Source organism: Parafrankia irregularis, from assembly GCF_001536285.1.
Lineage (GTDB): Bacteria > Actinomycetota > Actinomycetes > Frankiales > Frankiaceae > Parafrankia > Parafrankia irregularis.
Genome location: NZ_FAOZ01000044.1, coordinates 37,576 through 52,997, shown reverse-complemented (window position 1 = coordinate 52,997; position 15,422 = coordinate 37,576). Strand labels below are relative to the sequence as shown.

The following is a 15,422-nucleotide window of genomic DNA, read 5'->3' as shown; positions in this document are numbered from 1 at the left end:
CCTCGTCCTTGACGTCCTGCCGGCCCAACGCCGCCCCCTTCGACCCGATGACCATCGGTGGACATCGGGTCGCCTGGAGAGACCAGGGAACGGGCGAATCTGACACACGTGCTCCCGGCAGCCGCCAGGGGCGGCTGCCATGGCACAAACCGTAGTCCCGGAACCGGCCTCCATCGCCAGCCTTGCTTCACGAGCTCACCGGCATCACAGAATCACCGGCTTACCAGGCGACCCGGCCCTATTTTTCCCTGCATCCGTGGAGGCCAGCGCAGCGGCCTGGCGACCCTTGCTCGCGAGCAGCGGCGGAGGCGGCAGGCCGGGGCTCGGAGCCTCCGCACTTCGGACGGGGGCCTCAGCCCTTTGGACGGGGCCTCAGCCGATCGAGCGGACCGGGTCGCTGCCGTCCCAGTTCTCGGCCGCCGCACGGACGAGACCGGCCAGGCCCTCGGTCGCGGGATTGAGCTCCATGATCTCGATGATGGTCGCCGGACCCGCCGGCGGTTCGACGTAGGCGAAGCGGGTTCCCCCGTCGCCGCCGCCCGACCACACGACTGGCAGGCCGGCCGCCGTCACCGCGCTCATGGTCGCGTCGAAGTCCGGCGCCCAGAAGGCGAGCTGGTGGTAGCCCTCCTGCCCGGACTCGAGGAACTCGGTGTAGATGCTGGGCTCGTCACCGTGCTGCGCAATAAGCTCAAGCTGCAGGTCGCCACTGTTCGCGAACGCCACCGACACCGTCACCTCGCATTCCTGGCCGCGGTAAAGCCCGGTCTGGGGACGCTCGCGCAGCACGTACCACGGGCCGATCCCCAGGCTCAGCCAGGCGGCGATCGTGGCGTCGAGATCGCGCACGACGTACCCGTTCTGACGGACCACTCCGGGCAGGACGTTCGGATTGATCGAGGTAGGCAGGCCAGCGACCGGCACGGCGACGCTCCCAGGGTGCGAGGGGCTCCAGGTGCGACCCGGCGGACGTCGGTGCGCTTGTCCGGGCGTCCGGCCGGCCGCCGGTCAACGCTAATCCGGCAATTGAAATCGAGTCAACATTCTCGAACGGCGTTAGAATCGCGCGATGACCGCCGGAGGAGCCAGCACAGGTGCTGACCGTGGTCAGCGGCGCGCGTCCTACCAGCAGGCTCGATCACGCGAGACCAAGCGCGTGCTGGTCCAGGCGGCGCTCGCGCTGTGGCGTGCCAACGGGTACGCAGAGACCACGGTCGCCGACATCTGCCGGGCGGCCGGGGTTTCCAAGGGGCTGTTCTACTTCTACTTCCCGCGCAAGGAGGACCTGCTTTTCGAGATCAGCATGCAGTCCACCGACGCGGCCAGGGACACGGCGCGGGAGCTGTCCCACGGCCCGTACGAGATCTCCGCGGTCGTCACCGCGACGCTGAGCTCACTCGAGCGGTCGATGCGCCGGAACCCACCCGAACTGATCATGGAGATGGTCCTCGAAGGCCTCCGCTACGAGTACCGGGCCCTCACCTCCTCCGGCGAGGTGCCCTCCCGATCGACGCTGATCCTCGGCGAGCTCTTCGAGCGCGCGGTGGCCGCCGGAGAGCTGCCCCCACACGTCGACGCGGCACGGCTGGCGCGGCTGGCGCAGTCCCTGATCAGCGAGGGTGCTCGCCACTGGGCCGCCGGCGCCTACGCCGGCAGCTCGTTCACCGAGGTCGTCTCCGCGGACATCGCCGTGCTTATCGCCGGATTCCGGCAACTGCCGCCAGCCAAGCACGTGGCGCCGGCCGACCACCTCGCTCAGGCCGACCACCTCGCCCAGGCCGACTGAGCCCCGCCCCAACCCCTGGCTCACGGCGGACGCCACCGCGGACGGCATCGTCCGACATCAACTCGTGTCGGGCGATGCCGTCCGCGGTGGACTCCAACAAGCCGTAACAGGTCAGACCACGCCGAGCCGGAAAGGGGCGGAGTCAGGCCTCGCGGGCCCCGCTGTCCCCGCGCGGGTAGGGCGGGGCGGGAACGGGATGCCGCGACAGGACCAGGCAGGTTCGCGTCAGGAAGACGGGCGTCCGGGCCTTCGCGGACGGACGGATCACCCGGCCCGCCTGGCCGCCTGCCTGGCCACCCGCCTGGGCGCCTGCCTGGACGCCTGGTCGGCCGCCGCGCAGGGACAGCGGCCTGCCGGCGCATCGCCCGACCGGGCTGGACCCCGACCCGCTCATGCCGCGGATCCGAAGGCCATCAGACCGAGCATCCCGAAGGCGAGCGCGATCGTCATCAGGCTGGCCGTGGTGGCGAGCAGCGCGGACCTGCGGTCGGCGGCGTCTCGGAGCACAGGACGCGCCGGGCCGCAGGCCCGGTCCGCGACCTGGGCGCGAAACGCCCGGTAGGCCCGGTCGACCTGCCGGCTGCGGACAGGCCCGGCCGCCCGCCGCCGCGCGCTGTGCCGGCCGCTCATGCGGCACCCAGCTCATGCCGCGGCCGCGGAGCACGGGATCCGGAGAACCCGCCCCTCACCCACCACAACAGTTGCCTGTCTGTTGATGTGTTGATCCTGACTGCATGACACGGCGAGACAGCCACCACGCCAACCCTGGCATCCCCGCCAGCACCCTGCCCATCCATCAAGGCCGCCTACCTCCCTGTTGTGCCGGGGCCCATACCCGCTGACCCGCGACGCTCTGGCCGCCCCCCTCCCCCGAACGGGGAGCCGGTGGCATCCGGAAGGTGCCGGGAACACCAACACCGTCACCACCAACCCCCGTTCGGGGTAGTGGAAACGTAGAGCTTTCCCCGTTTTCGGGTGTGACGTCTGACAGTCGGGCATGAAAGGTAGCCGCCGTGTTACGGCCAGATACCAGCCCGCGACGGGCCTCGGACGGCCAACTACGTGGCATGCTGCCGCTTCAGGCGGATTCCCATGATCCATCACGAGATGTGCCGGCAACACGGGTAACCGCCACCACACCACCCACCGACAACCCAGCGGCCCGACAGCCGCCGGACGGCCACCGGCCACCGACCACCGACCAGCGGGCGGCCGGGCGGCCGGACAGCTCGCACCCGGGCTCACCCTCCGGCCGCCTTTCGACTCACCCTCGGCCGGGTAACGCGACGGCGTGGACCTCACGACGGTCTCACTGGCGGGACTGATCGCGCTCGCACTGTTGTTCGACTACACCAATGGCTTCCACGACGCGGCGAACGCGATCTCGACCGTGGTCGCGACGCGGGTGCTGCCGCCACGCTGGGCGGTCGCCTGGGCCGCGATGTTCAACCTGATCGCGTTCACGATCTTCGGCACCCTGGTCGCGAACACCGTCGCGGCAACCGTGAAGGAGCCGTACGTCAGCCTCGCCGTGATCTTCGCGGCGCTGCTGGGGGCGATCACCTGGAACTACCTCTCCTGGTACGTCGGCGTCCCGACGTCGTCGTCACACGCGCTCGTCGGCGGCCTGGTGGGAGCCGGGCTGGCCGCCGCCGGCACCGACGCGATCCGGGCCTCCAGCCTGCAGAAGACCGCGCTGTTCGTGGTCATCTCACCGATCGCGGGGCTGGTGGTCGGATACCTGTTGATGGCCCTGATGCGCCTGGTCCTCGCCCGGCGCGACGTCGCCCGCACCGAACGCGGATTCCGGGTCGCGCAGCTGGCGTCGTCGGCGGCGATCTCGCTCGGGCACGGCGGCAACGACGCGCAGAAGACGATGGGCGTGATCGCCGCGACGCTCGTCGCGACCGGTCACCTCGAGGGCGGCGACCATCTCGACATCCCGATGTGGGTGGTGCTCGCGGCGCATGCGGCGATCGCCGCCGGCACCCTGTCAGGCGGCTGGCGGCTGGTCCGCACGATGGGCATGAGCATCACCGAGCTGCGCCCCGTCAGCGGGTTCGCGGCGGAGACGTCCGCGGCGGCGGCCATCTTCGCCTCGACCGCGGTCGGTGCCCCGGTCTCGACCACCCACACCGTCGCCGGCGCCATCACCGGGGTCGGCAGCGCGAACGGGGGCGCGCCGGTGAACTGGTCGGTGTTCGGCCGGCTCGCCATCGCCTGGATCGTCACGATCCCGTTCTCGGCCGGCTGCGCGGCCGCCGTGTACGCCCTGACGACGATCCCGGTCCACCCGCTCGCGATCGGACTCGTCACCACCCTGCTGCTGGCCCTGCTCGGCGCGCTCTGGCTCGCCCTGCGCAACGCGCCGCGGGCGTCCGACATCAGCGCCGAGCTCGCCGCCGGCCCAGGCGGCGAGACAGCGGTGCCGGTGCGGCCCGGAGCCGGCTCGGTGATCGTCTACGGGCATGAGGGGGTCCGCGAGGAGGGCCGGAGCGCCTCCTCGCGGGGTACCGGCCGCGGCCCTCCGCTGTGAGCGATTCGCGGCGCGGTGGATCAGGAGGCGGTCGGCGAGGGCACCGCTGCCGGGGCCGCCGAAGCCGAAGAGGACGGGGACGGGGACGGGGCCACCGGGATGTCGGTCAGGGTCGCATAGCCCGCGTTGAACACCGGCACCTCCTCGGCCGGCTCCGCGGTCGAGGAGCAGTCCTGCTTGCTGATCGCACCCGCCGCGATCGCGCTGTTCAGGTCAGGAGCCGTCTGGGTGGGCAGTTGCTTGAGGCCGCGGAGCTTCCCGCCCGCGGCGCAGTTCGGAATGTTGAGGTTCGCGAGGCTCTCCTGCGTGCGCGCGGACGTCGCGGTGTCGGCGAACTCGGCCCGGTGCTTGGTGACCCAGTCGACGACGAGCGTGACGCCTGCGCTGTAGTCATAGCTGTCCGCCAGGCCCAGGCTCGTCGCGATCGCCGGAATGCCGCGGGACGCCGCGGCGCGGGCGGCACCGACAGTCCCGGAGAGGTCGACCACCGGCCCAAGGTTCTGGCCCTGGTTGATACCGGAGACGACGACGTCCGGCTTGAGCCCGAGAACGTCCAACGCCACCAGAACGGAGTCGGCCGGGAATCCGTCAACGGCCGTCGCGGCAACTCCGCTGGCGGTGGCGGCATCGTGGTGCGGGGGCGTCGGCTGGGTCGTCTTGCCACCGCTACCGGACTGGTTCGCCGCGGGCGCGACGACGGTCACCGTCACGGCGGGCAGCGCCTTCAGGCCGTTGACGACCGCGTCGATCCCGGCCGCGCCGACCCCGTCGTCGTTGGTCACCAGGATGTCGATGGGCGCGGGGCCGGTCGGGCTCGCACTGGTCGTCACCGGCGAGCCATCGGCTTTCTCATCGCCTCCGCAGCCGGCGGCACCGGCACCGGCGACCAGCGCCGCGAGCAACACCGCCGTCGCCTGCCGGCGCCCGCGGGTTGATCCCGAGTCCCCACCCCACCGACCAGCACCCAGCACTGTGTTCCCCTTCGGTAACCGCGAACGTCAGTCGTCGCGAACGGCAGAAGTCGCGAGCGATGTCAACGCGAACGTGACCCCGTCGTCCCCGCCGGGCATGCGCCGGCTCGGGCGAGCCCGTGCATGCCCCTCCACCTGCGACGTTCGAGAGTATGGCCACACTTCTCAACTGAGTCACCCGATTCGACGGGATGGTGGTGGGTGGAGGGTCGCCGTTCACTGCGCCGCCTCGCGCTGTTGGCCACGTCGACAACCTCGGGACGTCGGGGAGATCAGCCAGCCGGTGGCCGACGGCGCCATCACCCGCACGTCCAGCCGCGCAGCCACCGATCACGCGAAGTGACGGTCACCGCCGGCCACAGGTCGACCGCCTCAGGTCGCCGCGAGACGACAGCTCCCCGTCGGCGTCATCCGCCACGACCGATCTCCGCCGCACAGAACGGTCATCCGTGCACGGGGCACCAACGATCCTTGCCGTAGCCTCTAGTCAGCCTTTGCCACCGAGCCCGGTGATAGTTCCGGGTAGGCCGGCACCGGCCATCACGGTGAGGATGAGATGGACGAATTTTCTTTTCGCGACGGCACCTTGTGGTGCGAACAGACGCCGTTGCGTGAGGTTGCCGAGAAATTCGGTACTCCTACGTATGTCTACTCGGCCTCGACGCTCGTCGACCACTACGTCCGGTTCGCCAAGGCCTTCGAGTCGATCGATCCCCTCATCTGTTTCTCCGCCAAGGCGCTGAGCAATGTGCACCTGCTCCGCCTCCTCGGCGACCAGGGCGCCGGGATTGACACGGTCAGCGGCGGCGAGCTGCACCGGGCCCTGCTCGCCGGCGTCGACCCTGAGCGCATCGTCCTGGCCGGCGTGGGCAAGTCGGCCGACGAGCTGCGCGAGGCGGTGCGGCGTGACATCCGCTGCATCAACGTGGAGTCCGAGGAGGAGGTCGCGCTCCTGGCCCGCATCGCGCGGGAGGAGGGCGGACGTCCCCGCCTGGCCATCCGGGTCAACCCCGACATCGCCCCTGACCTGCGCACACCGGCCCGGACGACCACCGCGGTCCGGGGCGTCAAGTTCGGGGTGGACATCGAGCGGGCCGCGGCCCTGTTCAGCCGCGCGGCCGGCGACGGTTTCCTGCGGCCCGAGGGCATCCATGTCCACATCGGCAGCCCCATCTTCGACCCGCAGGTCTACGCGATGGCGATCGAGCGGGTGCTCGCCCTGGTCGCCGACATCGAGGCCGCCGGGAACCCGGTCACCACGATCAACCTCGGTGGCGGCTTCCCCGCCGAGTACACCGAGGGCAGCGCTCCGGGCTGGGATGAGTTCGCCGACGCCATCTGCCCCCGGCTGGAGGGCTTCGTCCACCGCGGCGGCCAGATCATCTTCGAGCCGGGCCGCACCATCGCGGCCAACGCGGGCGTCCTGCTCGCCGCCGTGCGTTACCGCAAGCAGGCCGGCGAACGGGAACTCGTCGTGATCGACGCGGGTATGACGCACATCGCCCGGGCCGCAATGTATGACAGCTATCACTTCATGTGGCCGGTCAGCCCGGTAAACGGGGCGATTCCCAGCTCTCGCGACCAGGAATCAGTCGACGATCTCGTCGCGTATGACGTGGTCGGCCCGATCTGCGAGTCGAGCGATTATCTGGCGAAAGGCCGGGCGCTGCCGGCAATGGTCGCCGGCGATCTCGTCGCGATCTTCACGGCCGGCGCCTACGGAATGACGATGACGAGCAACTACAACAGCCAGCTCCGGCCGGCCGAGGTCCTCATCCAGGGCGCGGACGTGAAACTGGTGCGGCGGCGCGAGACCTACGACGACCTGGTGGCGCTCGAGTTCCCCGACGACACCCCGCCGTCCCTGCCCTCCTAGCCCGCGCGGCCTGGCCCGCACGGTCTGTCTGGCCCGCACGGCCTGGCCCGCACGGTCTGTCTGGCCCGCACGGTCCTGCGTGGGCCGGGCGGCCACCGGATCAGCCGGTGGCCTCCGACGCCGCCGGGGCGGAGTCCGACTCCGCCCCGGAATGGGTGTGCAGCCAGCGGAGCATCCGCTCCCAGGCATCACGCGCCGCGGCCGGGTCGTGGGTCGCCGGGCGCTCCGGGGTGTGGAACGCGTGCTGCGCGCCCGGATAGCTCACCAGCTCGGTGGGGACGTGAGCCTTCCGCGTCGCCGCCCGCAGGGAACCGATCTCGCCGAGGGTGACCCAGGTGTCGTTCTCCCCGTACAGGCCGAGCCAGGGGGTGCGCAGCTCGCCCGCGACCGCAAGCAGCGGCGGCGCGTCGGCCCAGTAGGGCTCGCTGACAGCTCCGCCGTAAAACGACACCGCGGCCGCGAGGCGGTGCCGCGCCGCAGCCAGGAAGGCGGCCGTGCCGCCCATGCAGAACCCGATGACCGCTGTCGCCGCCCGCGCGATCCCGGCCTCGGCCGACCAGGTCAGGCCGGCCTCGATGTCCTCGTCGAGACCGCGCGCCGTCAGCGTGCGCATCCGCGCCGCGCCCTCGGCCAGCGGCACCTCCGTGACACCGTCGCGGTGATAGATGTGCGGAGCGAGCGCGAGCCAGCCCAGGTCACGGAGCTGCTCGCAGACCGAGAGCACATAGCCGGTGACGCCCCGGGCGTCCCCCACCACGATGACCCCACCATGCGGCGTCACGCCGGCGGCGGGGGCCGCCACGCTCAACGGCACGGACCCGACACGAACCGTCTTCACCGCCACACCGGACATCATTCACGACCTTGGACATATGCGACACCGACCCGGTCGACCAGTAGGGCTCAGGCGTGCCCGCGCCCTGCTGAACAGATCGGACAAATTAGACACATCGGAAAGATCCGAAAGATCGGACGGGTTGTAACCAAACACCCCGGTTCCGTCCCGCCGACGGGTGAATCCGGGCAGCCAGGCCGAAGAGCTCGGTGGCCCGGATCCGCCAGCGGCGGCCGCCCGAAGCCGCAGCGCAAAGATCCGACGATTTCGGTCGTTCCGGCGGCCAGGATCCTCAGGTCCTACTCGGCAGCAGCGGCAGCAGCGGCGGCCCGAAGATCGGGGCTTTTTCCGCACGCTCCCGGAGACCGAACATCGTCAACTCTTCGTGTCGAGGATGGTTCTCTTCTGAGAGATCGATATTCTCTGTGCTGTATCTATCTCCACCGTGAATCTGGAAGTGAAATTCCCCCGAGCGAAGAACGCACCGCCGTTTCGCGTCCGACGGTGACGATGCCGCGGTCGCGCGCACGCTCGGGTATCAGCCGGATCCGCCGGAAACCTCCTCCCGGCCGGCAGCCTGTCGAATACCGGCCGGCCGGCCGGTTGGTCGGCCGGCCCGCCGCTCCCAACACCACAAGTACCGGACGCATTTCCTCCACATACCGGGAGTCGTTCCGCCGGGCGGTGGCCAGCAGGCCCTCGTCGCGGTTCCCGCCCGCCACCAGCCGCGCGCACCGGGGTTCGCGCCAGCCAGGATGATCCCCGCCCGGCCGGCCCTCACCACCTTCCGTGATTTTCGATGCCACCCGCCCGAGTTCTGTCGGACCCAGCCTCACCAGGGCCACCTATTTCTCCTGCCGGCGACCACGCAATGACCTCGATCAGAATCCGATACATTTCCCCGCCCCAGGGAAAGATTTCAACCGGTAACACCAGAGAGTTTCCGGATACTCACCCATCTCCTACCAGCCCGGTACCACCGTGGCGCCTCACACCAGGCAGAAGATCGCTTATACGGGTTCGATCCAGGACGGTCCCCGGATCAACTTCCCCGACCGGGGCGGGTAACCGGTTCCGACGCCCGCGCGGAACCACGCCCATCCGGAGGCGAACCCGACCGAGGGCAAACGAGCCTGGGAGCTGGCAGAGGCGACCTGCTACCATCGGCCGACCATTCACCATTAATGAACGTTTCGATGGCGTCACCGACCCGCGCCCAAGCACTGCCTGGCCCGCTCTGCCATGCCCTTGCCTCCGCAGCCGGCCTTCCCGTCGCCATCGCCATCTGCCTACTGGGGGAAATTGATGTACTTAGGCCGACTGACAAGGCATCCCGCGGTGGGAATTGTCGCCGCGTTGACCGCCGTCATCGCCGGATGCTCGGGCTCGGGAGCGGGCTCGGAGGGCAGCCAGCACGGGGCCAGCGCGGCCTGCGCCGCGCCCGGGGTCACGGCGGACCAGGTGCGGATCGGGCTCGTCTACACGGACTCGGGCACCGGCAGCAGCTCGCTGGCCTCGGCACGCGCCGGGATCGACGCCAGGCTCGGCCTGATCAACGAGCAGGGCGGCGTCAACGGCCGGCGCATCGTCTACACCTGGCGGGATGACGAATCCTCCGACGAAGGCGCCCGGCGGGGTGCGACCGAGCTGGTGCAGAAGGAGAATGTCTTCGGCCTCATCTCGACGTCCAGCTCCCTTGCCAGCGCACTGGACGGCCTGGCGAAGCAACAGATTCCCGTCACGGGGCTCGTCCAGTCGGGCTGGGGAAGCTACAGCAACCTCTTCTCCTTCATATACGACGTCTCACCGGAGATTACCGCCCGCTACATCCAGGGCCACCAGGGCGACAGGGTGGCCTTTCTGATGTCCGGGTCGGAGGATTTCACCCGACAGATAATCGCGAAATATCAGGCCTCGTTCCAGGGTGCCGGTCTCTCCACCAACCCCGATATCATCTCCTATACATCAGGCGTTGACAGCCCGGTCCGGGTCGCTCAGCTACTGGAAAGCTCCGGGGCCGATTCCATAGTTGCGTTCACCGACCCCAGGGATCTCGCCGAGATAATGCAGGCGGCCCAGGCCAGAAATGTTCCGCTCGTCAGCGTCGTCTCACTCACGGGCTACGACCACAGCGTGCTGCGCGCCTACGGCCCTGCCCTGGCCAATGTCGCGATGGCGGTGAACTTCCGCCCCTTCGAGGCCGGTGGTGCTCCCATCGAGCAGTACCGGGCGGCGATGGCGCGTTTCTCTCCGGCGGTGGTGGATCCCGAACAGCAGTTCGCGATGTACGGCTATCTCTATGCCGACCTGTTCATCCGCGGGCTGCAGGCCGCCGGCGACTGCCCGACCCGCGAGGGCTTCATCGACGGGCTGCGCAAGGTGGCCGACTACGACGGCGGCGGCCTGGTCGAACCGGTGAACCTCGCCAACATCGCGAACCAGCCGCTGCAGTGCAACGCGTTCGTCCGGGTCAGCCCGGACGGCACCGCCTTCCAGCTCGACAGCCAGCGGGTCTGCGCCAACGGAACCACGGGCTAGCCGGCCCGCGCCGCCGCCGGCCCCCGGGGGGCCGGCGGTGGCTGGGCCTGGCACTGTCGCGCGGGCTCACCGAGGCCATGGGCGGCACCCTGACCCCGGACGAGACACCCGGCGGCGGCCTGACCATGGTGCTCTCGCTGCCGACCGCCGCCGAGCCGGAGCGCGAGCGCGAGCCAGAGGGCGAGCCGTAGCCAGAGGGCGAGCCGTAGCCCGCACCCGGGCCTGAACGAGACCGGGCACCACCGAGCCAGCCGAAGATCTGAGGATTCTGGTCGTTCTGGCGACCACGATCCTCAGATCTTGCCCGACAGCAGCCGCAGTCAGGAAGCCACAGCCCGAAGATCAAGGGATCTTCGTCGTCCCAACGGCCAGAATCCTCAGGTCTTGCTCGGCAGCAGCTTCAGCGCCGGCAGCGCCGCTCGGGATTCTGCTACACGTTCCGGAACGAACGCCCTTGGCAGTCGCCGCGCAGGGAAGGGCCGGGCCTTCCCGGCCCGGCCCTTCGTCATCAACGCGGTCCGCGATCGACCTCGGAACGCCCGGTGGAGCCCAGACGCCCGGTGGAGCTCAGTGGCGCCCCGTCAAAGTCGCCCGCTCCCGCTCCCGCTCGGGTCCGGGCACCGTCGCCACTGGCGCGCGTACCGTCACTGTCGCTGCTGACACTCGCACCGACACGCACGCCATCGCCATGGCTATGGCCGTCTCCCTCGCCGTGGCCGTTGCCGATGAGACGCGCCGTCTCCCGCGCGATCTCGTGCAGCGACTCGTCGGGCAACGGGGTGGCGAGCTTCGGACGCACCTGCCACGGGGGCCGCAGCACGGAGTGCACGGCCACAGCCAGCAACGCTCCGATCACCGGAGCGACGATGAACAACCAGAGCTGGCTCAGCGCCCAGCCGCCGACGAACACCGCCGGCCCGAGGCTGCGGGCCGGGTTGACTGACGCGCCGTCGACCGGAATCGCGATCAGGTTGGCGGCGGCCAGCGTGACGCCGATGGCCAGCCCGGCGACGCCGAGCGGCGCCCACAGGTCGGTGGCGACGAGCACCGCCAGCACCAGCAGCCCGGTCACCAGGATCTCGATGACGAACGCTCCGGCCCAGCCGAACCCGCCTGGTGAGTGCGCCCCGAAGCCGTTGGCACCCAGCCCCTGCGCGGACGCGGAATAGCCGACGGCGTTGGTATCGGCTATGAACCACACGACCCCGGCGGCGATGATCGCGCCGATGCACTGCGCGACGATGTAGCCGGCCGCGACCCGGGGCCCGATGCGGCGGGCGGCGAGCAGGCCCACCGTGACCGCCGGATTGACATGGCACCCGGAGATCGGCCCGATCGTGTAGATCAGCGCCACGAGTGCCAGCCCGAACGCCAGCGAGATCTCGAGAACTCCCACACCCATACCACCAAGCACAGCCGTGCCGACGCCGGCCAGCACCAATGCGAAGGTGCCGAGCCCTTCGGCGACAAAACGTCTCATTGCCTCCCCCGCCCGATTCAAAACGAACGTTCACCTGCGACGGGACGGATACCCGTAGTATCTGGTTCACCCACTGAGGGTGAACCAAAACGTCAACCAGCCCTAAACATCAACCCGGATATCACATAGAGCGATTTTTAGATCCCGTCAGGTGATATGCGCTGGACGCGAGGTCTCGGCGCCCCGGGCACCGTCTGCCACACTGCAGGGCGTGATGTCGTCGCCCCCTCCGCAGGCACGGCCTCGCCGGGGAGGTCGACCCAGCCGGGAGGAGACCGAACGGCTCAACGAGGTCGTCCGCGAACATGCCCTGCGGCTGTTCCTGGACCTCGGCTACGAGGGCACGTCCATGGACGCGATCGCCCGCGCCGCCGGCACCACCAAGGCCTCCCTCTACGCCCGGTACCCCAGCAAGGAGGCCGTCTTCAGCGCGGTGTTCGAATGGGCGATCATGCGCCGGGACTGGCCCGTGCCCGAGCCGCCGCCGCCCGACCTCGACGATCTGGAGGGCGCCCTGACCGCGATCGCCGACGCGGCGGTCCGGCGCGCCGTCGACCCGACCATGATCAAATTCAGCCGGATCGCCATCAGCCACGTCTCCCGGTTCCCCGAGCTGGCCCGCCGCAGCCAGACCGTGGCGGTCTGGCCCCGCCAGCAGCTCGTCGCCGACCTGCTGCGCCGGCACCACGCCACCGGCACGATCGCCGCCGACGATCCGGACGCCCTCGCCGAGCACTTCCTCGGCATGGTCTCCGGCGCTCCCGCCCGGCTCGCCTCGTTCGGCATCGTGCGCCCACCCGAGGAACAGGAACGCCACACCCGGGAGCTGGTACGGCTGTTCCTACGCGCGCTACGCCCCTGACCCTCTTCCTACGCGCCGCGTTCCTACGCGCCGCGCCGTTCCTACGGGCGCCGCGGACCTGACCCGTCCCGCCGGGGCTGGCACCGGGGGCACCAGAACAGATTGCGCGCCGCCAGCCGGGCCGTCCGCACCTCCGCCTCGCAGACCAGGCACAGCTGCCCGGCCCGGCGATACACGTACACCTCGCCGCCATGTTCGTCGACCCGCGGCGGACGTCCCATCGCCTCCGGGGTGTGCTCCGGGCGCACGGTGTCGATCCGCCCGGCCCGCACCCCGTCCGCCATCAGCTCGACGAGATCGGACCAGATCAGCTCCCACTGCGCCCGGGTGAGGTCGCGGCCGGGCAGGTACGGGTCGACGCCTGCCCGGAACAGCACCTCGGCCCGGTAGATGTTGCCGGGCCCGGCGACCACCGCCTGGTCCATCAGCAGCTGGGCGACCGATGTGCGGCTGCGGCCGATGCGCCGCCACGCCGGCTCCGGGTCTGCGCCCGGGCGCAGCGGGTCCGGCCCCAGCCGGTCGAGCAGCGCCTTCACCTCGCCGGGCTCCAGCAGCTCACAGGCGTTCGGCCCGCGCAGGTCCGCGTAACCGGTGTCGGACGTCAGCCGCAGCCGGACGGCACCCGTCGGCTCCGGTGCCGGAGCCGGGCCCAGCTGGTACTTGCCGTAGATCCCGAGGTGGACGTGCAGGACGCGCTCGTCGTCGAAGCGGAGCAGCAGATGCTTGCCGTACGCCTCGGCCTGCGCCAGCACCCGGCCGTCGAGCAGGCCCGCCCCACCGGCGAAGCGGCCCTGCGGGCTCTCGACGCGCACCGGCCGCCCGCCGAACATCCGCTGGTGGGTGTCGGCCAGTCTGCGCACAGTGTGTCCTTCGGGCATGGCCCGCAGAGCATACCGATCCCGGCGGTCCTCCCGATCTGGGCGGCGACGCGCGGCAACCGGCGGCAGCGCCCCCGCCGGCCCCGGCGACTCCGACATCGCCGCCGCCACCTGAAAAGAATTTTGGTGAGCACTGTCACAAAGGGCGAACTAATGCTCGCGCGATAGGCCGTCCGCGATGTGTGGACGCAATTGGGCGAAATGAAAAAGGTTGCGCCGTTCTGACGGCTGAATCCGCTTCTTCCATGCCCACCTGGCACAAGGCTTACCCGATCACAGGTGAACATCTACGTTCGCACTACCCCCAACGGGGGGTTGGCGGGCGACGGTGGCGGCGAGCTCCCGGCGGCGCACCGGTCGACATCCGGCCAGGTGCGTCAGCCAGTGAAGCAGCTGCCGGCGGGTACCGGGCCACCTACAGAACGGAGCGGTCACCGATGGGCGGAGAAAGCGGAACCGGCGAGCTACCAATCGGCCCCGCCACGCGGCCGGTGCCCTTCCAGCCGATGCCCTTCCAGGCGCATCGGGACCAGTTCGGCCCGGCCGATCCAGCCGATTCCGCCGACGCGACCGGACTCGCCGGCCCGGCCCACCCGGCCAGCCCGATCTCGTCCGACGCACCGATCGACCGCACTGTGCGGATTCCCCGCCCCCGCGATGTGATCGACCCCGATGCCTTCCGGCGCGGGCCGCGACGCGGACGTCCCAGCGGGCTCGGGCCGGTGCACCGCGCCCCCGAACGCCTGGGACTCGAACGCCTGGGACTCGAACGCCTCGGGCTCGAACGCCTCGGGCCGGGCGAGGACATCATCAGCTCGGAGCGCCGCGGCCCGCGCGCCAGCCGCATCCGCTCCGGTGGGTCCGGCCTGCGCGGTATCCGATCCGCGACCCCCGTCGGGCCGACCCCGCTCCCAGGCCTCACCCCGGCCGCAGCCCCAGGCCGCGCACCCGTTCCGTCGCCCGTAGCCACTCCCGCACCCGCACCAACCCCCCTACCGGCACCGACTCCCCTACCGGCGCCGGCGCCGGCACCCGCCGCGGCCGAAGCGACCGAAGCGGCCAGCCAGGGCATCGCCGACTTCGCGCCCGGCGTCTCGGTACCCGGCATGCCGGGGATGCCGAGGCTCCCCGGTACGACGAGCCTGCCCGACATCCCCGAACTCGCCGACCTAGCCGACCTCGCCGACCTCGACTCGTCCGACCTGCCGCGTTCGTTCGTCACGTCGATCCGGCCGGACCTGCGACGCTGGCACACGATCTGCGAGCCGGGCCAGCGCCCCGCGGGCAGCCGCCCGTCCTCCGTGCACGGCTCGCAGGGCCCGAACGGCGTGGTCGTGCCGTCCACCCCGCTGCCGGGCCGGGTCACGAACAGCCGGAACGACAACCACTACTCCACCCGCTGCCCGTACGAGTACGAGACCGCCGCCGCCCGCGCCGACCTCGCCGAGCAGCGCTCCGTCCGGGTGGCGACGACGATGACCATCGCCGTGATCATCGTCGCCCTCGGCATGCTCGGCCTGATGGCCGTCGGCACCAGGATGTAGTCGGCACGGAACCATAAACGCCCAGGTCAGGGGCCCACGAAAGGTCCTGCGGAAGGTCTCCCGGAACGTCGCTCGCAAGGTCGCCCGGAACGTCGCCCGGTTGCCAAGGTGACCCG

At 70.5% G+C, this 15,422-nt stretch carries 13 protein-coding genes; 6 read left to right on the top strand and 7 right to left on the bottom strand.

The window, feature by feature from the left end:
* Nucleotides 1–372: 372 nt before the first annotated feature.
* Entirely contained in the window at nucleotides 373–924 is a 552-nt protein-coding gene (locus tag AWX74_RS35755; RefSeq protein ID WP_091285926.1) for a VOC family protein, read from the bottom strand.
* Nucleotides 925–1,069: 145 nt separating this feature from the next.
* Here AWX74_RS35755 and AWX74_RS35750 point away from each other — a divergent pair, with 145 nt between their 5' ends.
* A complete protein-coding gene (locus AWX74_RS35750) occupies nucleotides 1,070–1,786 on the top strand; it encodes a TetR/AcrR family transcriptional regulator (RefSeq protein WP_226931220.1) in 717 nt (238 codons plus the stop codon).
* A 142-nt stretch (nucleotides 1,787–1,928) separates the two neighbouring features.
* On the opposite strand, the gene AWX74_RS39705 is transcribed toward AWX74_RS35750, so the two are convergent.
* Both AWX74_RS39705 and AWX74_RS35745 read right to left on the bottom strand, forming a co-directional pair.
* Nucleotides 1,929–2,180 (bottom strand): hypothetical protein, encoded by a 252-nt coding sequence (locus AWX74_RS39705; protein WP_131799623.1) that lies wholly within the window; start codon nucleotides 2,178–2,180, stop codon nucleotides 1,929–1,931.
* Nucleotides 2,177–2,416, bottom strand: coding sequence for a hypothetical protein (locus tag AWX74_RS35745; protein ID WP_091285923.1), 240 nt, complete (start codon nucleotides 2,414–2,416; stop codon nucleotides 2,177–2,179). Before AWX74_RS35745 ends, AWX74_RS39705 begins: the two co-directional genes overlap by 4 nt.
* Before the next feature lie 661 nt (nucleotides 2,417–3,077).
* On the opposite strand from AWX74_RS35745, the gene AWX74_RS35740 reads away from it, so the two are divergent.
* Nucleotides 3,078–4,322 (top strand): inorganic phosphate transporter, encoded by a 1,245-nt coding sequence (locus AWX74_RS35740; RefSeq protein ID WP_091285919.1) that lies wholly within the window; start codon nucleotides 3,078–3,080, stop codon nucleotides 4,320–4,322.
* A 20-nt stretch (nucleotides 4,323–4,342) separates the two neighbouring features.
* Here the strand turns inward: AWX74_RS35740 and AWX74_RS35735 are convergent, their stop codons facing one another.
* The gene (locus tag AWX74_RS35735) at nucleotides 4,343–5,227 is read right to left on the bottom strand and encodes a 5'/3'-nucleotidase SurE (protein WP_091285916.1); all 885 of its coding nucleotides are present in this window, start codon (nucleotides 5,225–5,227) and stop codon (nucleotides 4,343–4,345) included.
* A 622-nt stretch (nucleotides 5,228–5,849) separates the two neighbouring features.
* Between AWX74_RS35735 and lysA the strand changes: the two genes are divergently transcribed.
* Nucleotides 5,850–7,169, top strand: coding sequence for a diaminopimelate decarboxylase (gene lysA, locus AWX74_RS35730; protein ID WP_091285913.1), 1,320 nt, complete (start codon nucleotides 5,850–5,852; stop codon nucleotides 7,167–7,169).
* 100 nt (nucleotides 7,170–7,269) lie between these two features.
* Here lysA and AWX74_RS35725 read toward each other — a convergent pair whose 3' ends face one another.
* The gene (locus AWX74_RS35725; RefSeq protein ID WP_091285909.1) at nucleotides 7,270–8,025 is read right to left on the bottom strand and encodes a dienelactone hydrolase family protein; all 756 of its coding nucleotides are present in this window, start codon (nucleotides 8,023–8,025) and stop codon (nucleotides 7,270–7,272) included.
* A 1,317-nt stretch (nucleotides 8,026–9,342) separates the two neighbouring features.
* Here AWX74_RS35725 and AWX74_RS35720 point away from each other — a divergent pair.
* Entirely contained in the window at nucleotides 9,343–10,542 is a 1,200-nt protein-coding gene (locus AWX74_RS35720) for an ABC transporter substrate-binding protein (protein WP_311984575.1), read from the top strand.
* Nucleotides 10,543–11,050: 508 nt separating this feature from the next.
* Here AWX74_RS35720 and AWX74_RS35710 read toward each other — a convergent pair.
* Nucleotides 11,051–12,022, bottom strand: coding sequence for an aquaporin (locus AWX74_RS35710; protein WP_091285900.1), 972 nt, complete (start codon nucleotides 12,020–12,022; stop codon nucleotides 11,051–11,053).
* A gap of 214 nt (nucleotides 12,023–12,236) precedes the next feature.
* On the opposite strand from AWX74_RS35710, the gene AWX74_RS35705 reads away from it, so the two are divergent.
* Nucleotides 12,237–12,884: a TetR/AcrR family transcriptional regulator gene (locus AWX74_RS35705; protein WP_091285897.1), complete on the top strand. Its 648-nt coding sequence runs from the start codon at nucleotides 12,237–12,239 to the stop codon at nucleotides 12,882–12,884.
* Nucleotides 12,885–12,925: 41 nt separating this feature from the next.
* Here the strand turns inward: AWX74_RS35705 and AWX74_RS35700 are convergent, their stop codons facing one another.
* Nucleotides 12,926–13,762, bottom strand: coding sequence for an Fpg/Nei family DNA glycosylase (locus AWX74_RS35700; protein WP_091285894.1), 837 nt, complete (start codon nucleotides 13,760–13,762; stop codon nucleotides 12,926–12,928).
* 437 nt (nucleotides 13,763–14,199) lie between these two features.
* Here AWX74_RS35700 and AWX74_RS35695 point away from each other — a divergent pair, with 437 nt between their 5' ends.
* Nucleotides 14,200–15,306, top strand: coding sequence for a hypothetical protein (locus tag AWX74_RS35695; protein ID WP_091285891.1), 1,107 nt, complete (start codon nucleotides 14,200–14,202; stop codon nucleotides 15,304–15,306).
* Nucleotides 15,307–15,422: the final 116 nt, after the last annotated feature.

What these genes read in the sequence shown, in the direction of transcription:
- AWX74_RS39705 (WP_131799623.1), bottom strand. Translation starts at nt 2,180, where the DNA reads ATGAGCGGGTCGGGGTCCAGCCCGGTCGGGCGATGCGCCGGCAGGCCG.
- AWX74_RS35695 (WP_091285891.1), top strand. Translation starts at nt 14,200, where the DNA reads ATGGGCGGAGAAAGCGGAACCGGCGAGCTACCAATCGGCCCCGCCACG.
- lysA (WP_091285913.1), top strand. Translation starts at nt 5,850, where the DNA reads ATGGACGAATTTTCTTTTCGCGACGGCACCTTGTGGTGCGAACAGACG.
- AWX74_RS35700 (WP_091285894.1), bottom strand. Translation starts at nt 13,762, where the DNA reads ATGCCCGAAGGACACACTGTGCGCAGACTGGCCGACACCCACCAGCGG.
- AWX74_RS35725 (WP_091285909.1), bottom strand. Translation starts at nt 8,025, where the DNA reads ATGATGTCCGGTGTGGCGGTGAAGACGGTTCGTGTCGGGTCCGTGCCG.
- AWX74_RS35750 (WP_226931220.1), top strand. Translation starts at nt 1,070, where the DNA reads ATGACCGCCGGAGGAGCCAGCACAGGTGCTGACCGTGGTCAGCGGCGC.
- AWX74_RS35705 (WP_091285897.1), top strand. Translation starts at nt 12,237, where the DNA reads ATGTCGTCGCCCCCTCCGCAGGCACGGCCTCGCCGGGGAGGTCGACCC.
- AWX74_RS35710 (WP_091285900.1), bottom strand. Translation starts at nt 12,022, where the DNA reads ATGAGACGTTTTGTCGCCGAAGGGCTCGGCACCTTCGCATTGGTGCTG.
- AWX74_RS35745 (WP_091285923.1), bottom strand. Translation starts at nt 2,416, where the DNA reads ATGAGCGGCCGGCACAGCGCGCGGCGGCGGGCGGCCGGGCCTGTCCGC.